The 3,706-nt window shown below is 38.5% G+C and carries 2 protein-coding genes and 1 pseudogene; 1 reads left to right on the top strand and 2 read right to left on the bottom strand.

Features of this window, described 5'->3' with window-relative positions:
* Window positions 1-762, bottom strand: a 762-nt coding sequence (locus FIM66_RS07930) for an ATP synthase subunit B family protein (RefSeq protein ID WP_120928391.1), incomplete at its 3' end; no start/stop codon positions are given.
* A gap of 1 nt (window position 763) precedes the next feature.
* Window positions 764-3,523 (bottom strand): annotated as a pseudogene (locus FIM66_RS08090) (putative barnase/colicin E5 family endoribonuclease).
* Here FIM66_RS08090 and FIM66_RS08085 point away from each other — a divergent pair.
* Window positions 3,492-3,692: a hypothetical protein gene (locus FIM66_RS08085; RefSeq protein WP_100976230.1), complete on the top strand. Its 201-nt coding sequence runs from the start codon at window positions 3,492-3,494 to the stop codon at window positions 3,690-3,692. The pseudogene FIM66_RS08090 and the gene FIM66_RS08085 overlap by 32 nt on opposite strands.
* Window positions 3,693-3,706: the final 14 nt, after the last annotated feature.

Here is a 3,706-nt window from a genome sequence, read left to right as displayed (position 1 = left end):
TTTTTTCGCTTCAATAATCTCGCTTGTGGCTTGTTGCTTTTCTTGCGTGATGTTGTTTAAAGCTTCTTGCTTATTCGTGTTAATTTGCGTTGTAGCGCTTTCTTTAGCTTCGTTAATGTTAGTGATCGCTTGCGTTTGATTGTTGCTTATTTGCGTTGTAGCGTTTTCTTTCGCTTCGTTAATGTTATTTAGTGCTTGCGTTTGGTTGTTGCTTATTTCATTATTGGCGTTCGTTTTAGCAAGTGTGATCGCTTCAAGGCTTTGGGTTTTGTTTTCGGTGATTTGATGGTTAGCGTTATCTCGGGCTTGGTTTAAAAAGATTTGATAGCTCGTTAAAAGCCTTGTAGTGGTTTCTATCAATTGATTTTCTAGCTTTTTAATTTCGCTTTTGATGTTTTCGGTGTTGGCGTTTAAAACGCTCGTTACTTCCTGCTCGTTGCTGTTCATGCTCGTATTGAAATCATTAAAAAAGCTCTCGTATTCTTTCATTTTGTTTTTCAAACTTTCTCCGGCGTTATTAAGCCATTCAATGGAATTTCTCAAACTGCTATCAATCTCGTTGGCGTTTTTGAAAAAATCCAAACTTAAAAGCACCTCTAAAATCCTAACAATCCCTTTAAGGCTTAATTCCACTTGTTCAGTAAAAAGCGTGTTACTATGTAAAGCGTTCTGTAATTGCTTTAAAAGTTCGTTAGTGATTTCTTTCACTTCGGGCTGTTCGGTGAAATCTAGCACGCTATTAGGCAAATTAGGGTAATTCATTTTATTCCTTATTTAATTTTTTTGTGGTAGGATTAGGATTATCAAGGTTTAGGGGATTAGTATCTTTCTCCTTGTAATTTGGTGCTAAAGGCGACTCAATTAGCCCATTCCTTGATTTATCTATTTCATAACTTGTAATAACCCACCTATTATTTAAGGTCTCACCTTTCCAACTATCATTCAAACCTACTCTTTGATTTTTAAATTCAATACTTAAACGCCCTAAACCATCTTTTAATAGTTTTCCATTGCTGATTATGTTTGGTATATTGTTAATTATTTCTAATGCGTATTTTTTAGCTTCTTCTTTACTCATGCCTTTATCTATCGCATCGCTTTCCCTACGACTAAATATATGTTCTAGTCCGTATTTAGAGTTTCCCCAAACTAAATCAATATCCCCTAAACCTTCCTTATAAAACGCTCCTGCTACAAAACCTTTTTTGGTTTCTAATAGCTTGTTAATCGCTCCTAATCCATCACCTTTGAACTCGCTGTAATTGTGTCCCCACTCGCTAGGCGTGTCAAGTTTTTGTTTTTTTATCCCTTTCTCGCTCTCTTTTTGCATGTCTTTAACGGCTTAAGCTAAGCGGTTTAATACGGGATTATTTTCGTTCGGTTCTCTATTCACCATTAAAAGGTAATGCGTGAAGTCGTAAATATCAATATCCTTAAATTCTTTACTATCAGGGTTAAACATGTCTTTTGTAATATCTGCGATCTTAAACTCTTTCAAACCTTTTTTAATGTTATCACTCTTTAACGCTTCAAATAACGCCTTACTGGGATCATCAAACCTCGCAAATCGCGCTATTGCACCTCCTAAAATCTCGCTGATGTCGCTAGTGGCTTGATCGCTCTTTTCAAACATATCTAAAGAACTCGTTTTATAGAATTTCTTGCTCAAATCTTTCAAGCTCTCGCTCGTGCTTACATAATTCTTTAAATTGGCAAAACTGCGATCCATGATATCGCTTAAATAAGCGTTTAAACTCACCTTAGGAAAGTTCATGTCATGGATTAGATTGTGAAAGCTTCCGGCGTTATCTACAAACATTTTTTTCACTTTTTCATAGCTTTTAATGTCGTTAGAAAAAACTTTGTGCCAGCGGTTGAGTAATTCTATCCCTTGCGTTTTGGTTCTTGGCATGTTAAACATAAGCAAGGCTAAATTACTATCTCCTACATTAGGGTGAGTGGCTTTGTCAAAATTCAAATTTTTAGCAACGATATTTTTTAAAGAATAGATACTATCAGCGTCTAATTTGTTTTCTAATTCTTTCAATTTCGCTTCATAGTGGCTTAAAACCGCTATCGCATGATCGCCCTCGCTGTTAAAGCGTCCTTGATTAGATGAAGCCGCTAAATTGTTGATCTCGGTGTTGTTTAGTCGGTTGTGTGGCACTCGCACTAACAGCTCGTCCGGTTTCAAGTCTATGTGATAGTATTCCTTGATCGCTTTCTCGTAAGCAAAACGGCTTTTAGGCGTGAAATTCAGCATGCCTTGGATGCGGTGGTTTCCTGCGATCACTTGCCCGTCGTGTAGAATGATCGGTAAATCTTCAAAACCTCCGCTCCCAAATATCTTTTTAGGGTCAAAATTCTCAGCAATGCTTTTAATCTGCTCTTCGTTCATGTCGGTGCGTTTTTGCGTCCCGCCTGTGGTAAAGCTCGGTTTCAAGTCTTTGGCTTTGACGATCGCATAATCTAAATCGTAAATCTCTCGTTCGTTCAATCTCACTCGGCTTTTAGGTAATTGCTCTTGGGTTTGCGTGGGTATATCTTCTCCTACTTCTATTTTAGTCTGACTTTCAATGTTGCCCGCGTTGCCTCGCTCGTGTTCTAATTTCTTTTTTAAAGCCTCTTTGCGCGCGCTTTCTTGCTCTTTAGCTTTTAAAAATTCCTGTTCGCTTTGCTCTTGCTCTCTTTGTAATTTAGCAAGCTTTTCAGCGTTGACTTGTTCTAAGGGGCTTAAAGGCTCTTACGTTTTAAGCGCGTTTGTGGTAGGATTATTTTCAACGGAGTTTAAAGAATGAATGTCCTTTTCTTTAGTGATTGCTTGCGAGGTCGGAAAATGCGTAGGCTTCTCTGTTGTATCTCGCAATTCATAACTACTTATCACCCAATGATTTTCTAAATCTTTGTTATTCCATGTGTTATTTAAACCTACTCTCTTATTGCCATAATCCACAAACACACGCCCTAAATGATCTGTGCCTTTAGTGCCTTTCTCTAACACTTCAGGGATAGATTTAACGATATTTAAGGCGTATTCTTTAGCTTCTGCTTCACTTAAGCCATCAGCAAGTGCTTGCTGTTCTCTTCGTTCTAATACATGCGCTAACCCATAACCTACGCTCTCTTTAGTCTTTGGCGTTCCCCAAACAAAATCAATCCCTCCTAAATCATCCCTATACGCTGCACCTGCGACTTGTCCGTTTTTCTCTTGTAATAGCTTCTCTAACGCTTCTTTAGGCTTTAGGGCAAACTCTGGGTAGTTCTTGCCAAACTCTTTGAGTGGGGTTGTAGCGTGTTGTAAATCGCTCGCTTTCTTGCTTAGTTCTTCGCTCGCTTGTTTAACGCCGTTGTTAAGCTCTTCAATGATTTTAAGCGTGTTGTTGCTAAATTTAGCGTTTTGAGCGCTTAATTCTAAATTCTTACTAAAATCGCTTATGCTGTGGCTTCTTTCTAGCGCTCTTTGAATGTGGTATTTTAAGGCCTCTCCTGCGGTGGCTTCGTTTAGAGCTTTGGGCAATTTAATCCCTAAAATACGATCAGGCGCGTTGCGGTATAAAGTCCCTAGCGTGAATTTAGTCCATTGGTATTTTAACGCTCCGCTTAAAGTGGTCGCTAAACCTTGGCTTAAGTTCTTGGTGGTGGCTGGCTTTAGGCTTTCTGCGATCTTAGCATCATTCTTAAAAAGCTTATGAAAACCGCTCGCTAT

Origin of the sequence: Helicobacter pylori (assembly GCF_006439795.1) — a bacterium.
GTDB classification, from domain to species: domain Bacteria; phylum Campylobacterota; class Campylobacteria; order Campylobacterales; family Helicobacteraceae; genus Helicobacter; species Helicobacter pylori_CR.
The sequence above is the reverse complement of the archived record's forward strand: the minus strand, read 5'-3'. Positions and strand labels throughout refer to the sequence as shown.